General features: G+C 69.8%; 3 protein-coding genes. 1 reads left to right on the plus strand and 2 read right to left on the minus strand.

Features of this window, described 5'->3' with window-relative positions; translation table 11 throughout:
• Nucleotides 1-302 precede the first annotated feature (302 nt).
• The gene (locus AA75_RS44590; RefSeq protein ID WP_033826294.1) at nt 303-908 is read left to right on the plus strand and encodes a hypothetical protein; all 606 of its coding nucleotides are present in this window, start codon (nt 303-305) and stop codon (nt 906-908) included.
• A gap of 101 nt (nt 909-1,009) precedes the next feature.
• Here the strand turns inward: AA75_RS44590 and AA75_RS44595 are convergent, their stop codons facing one another.
• Together AA75_RS44595 and AA75_RS54240 are read right to left on the minus strand one after the other, a co-directional pair.
• Entirely contained in the window at nt 1,010-1,546 is a 537-nt protein-coding gene (locus AA75_RS44595; protein WP_233289477.1) for a YrhB domain-containing protein, read from the minus strand.
• A 133-nt stretch (nt 1,547-1,679) separates the two neighbouring features.
• Nucleotides 1,680-1,802, minus strand: a complete 123-nt coding sequence (locus AA75_RS54240) for a universal stress protein (protein WP_158515677.1) — start codon at nt 1,800-1,802, stop codon at nt 1,680-1,682.
• Nucleotides 1,803-1,827 lie beyond the last annotated feature (25 nt).

Raw genomic sequence — 1,827 nt, forward strand, 5'->3', positions numbered from 1 at the left:
GCCGAGGAGGGCCGTACCCGGTGGCCGCGAGCAGGGGAAGGCCTCCGGGGCCGACGGGCGCGTACCGCTCGACCAAGCCAGCCCTCCCGAAGGGGCCCGCTCGCGCCCGCGTCGTACGGTCTCGTGCACAACGTGTGGTCCAGGAGTGCTCCCGCCGATTCATGAGCCATCCGTCGCCCCGCCACCCGTCGGACCCTGCTCCGTGCACCGGCGATCCCCCGATGCGCCCTTGATCCGTCGCGCCGGTCGGCGGACCGTCAGGGCCTGTGGTCGTTCGCAGGATTACCGATCGGGGGATTCGCATGTCCGTTGCAGACTCCACCACCCCCTGGGCGCACACCGTCTTCGGCCCCCTCGCCACGAAGGTCGCAGCGATCGTGCCCGCCTGCATCATCCGAGCACACGAGCGCGCCCAGGGCGGCCATGAAGGTGTCCACACCCAGACGCTCGAAGCGTACGGACACGGGCTCTACGCCGCACAATTCGAGGAGCTGTCGGCCGGCCTGTCACAACTGCCCGGCACCGAGCTGGTCCGTCTCCAGGCCAGAACGGTCGCCGTGATCGCCGGACACGTCATCTACCCCTACCGCTACGCGAAGAAGGACGTGCCGGTCAGCACGGCCAGGCTCCGCAGCAGCTCGGGGCTGCGGGCCGACCTCATCCGCCGACACGGCCCCGACCCGCGTCAGCCGGAACTGGACCTCGGCCTCGAACTCCCGGACGAGGACGAGCCCCATGCTCATCTCGCACGCCTCTCCCCGGACACCAAGGTCGTACTCGTCGCCTACGCGTGCTCATCGGCCGACGGCATCGTCCGCCTGGAGTGGGGATCCGCCGAGCTCCACAGCCAGGACCGATCACTGATCTGGCATCACCACGAGCCACTGCCGGTTCCCCGCCGGCGCTGACACGACCCTCCACCACACGACGAAGGGGCTCTTGGCTCGGGTCCGGAAGGTACGGGCCGACCGGCAACGCGGCCATGACCTCGTCGCCACTGCCGGGGCTGCTACCGAGCGGGACCGCCTGCCAGCGTACTGATGGACAGCAGAGGAGAGGTCTCCTGCTTCGGCTTCGGTATGAGGCCGACCAGTTCCGCCGGGGGCTCCCTTCCGTCCTTGACTGCTGTGACGTACGCCTTCGCCTGGTGTGGTTCCAGCAGCGGCGCCTGCTTCCGCAGGTGGCGCATCGCGGCCATCATCCCGTCGGAATGAACGAGTGCCTGGACGGCCGTGAGCAGCGGATCGGGCTCGTCCGGCGGCCGGACGCCCTTGACCTGCTGGCGGTAGAGCTCCTCCCAGCGGTCACTGACGAATGTGGTGACCGGAATGTGGTGGATGCTCCCGTCCTGCCGGTCGACCAGATACGGCCCCTGGCCAATGAGCATCTCCCCCGGGTCCCGGCTGCGGATGTACTCCACTGACTGCACAGCGACCAGCCACCCGAAGGCATGCTCGTACACGTTGGCCACGGCCCGCTCGGGCTCCTGCGCCATCCACGGTGACTCCTGCCGCTGTCGCAACAGCAGCGCCTCGACCAACTCCACCGCGCGTTCCTCCGTGACCACGTCCCCCATCCTGCACCACGGCGAAACCGGGTTTCCGATCCCGCCCACCGATCGGAGCTGCGCGGGCAAGACCTGGTCCCTGAGGCCGTCCGGGCCGCGCTGCCTACTGCTCCTACTGCCGGGGGCCGGGCGGGGGTACGACGGCGACCGGGCAGTGGGCGTGGTGGACGACGGCCTGGCTGACCGACCCCAGCCGTCCGAGAGGTCCCTCGGGCGTGCGGTGGCGGCCGACCACGACCAGCTGGTGCGTCTTCGACAGG

It is taken from the genome of Kitasatospora sp. MBT63, from assembly GCF_000710465.2.
Lineage (GTDB): Bacteria > Actinomycetota > Actinomycetes > Streptomycetales > Streptomycetaceae > Kitasatospora.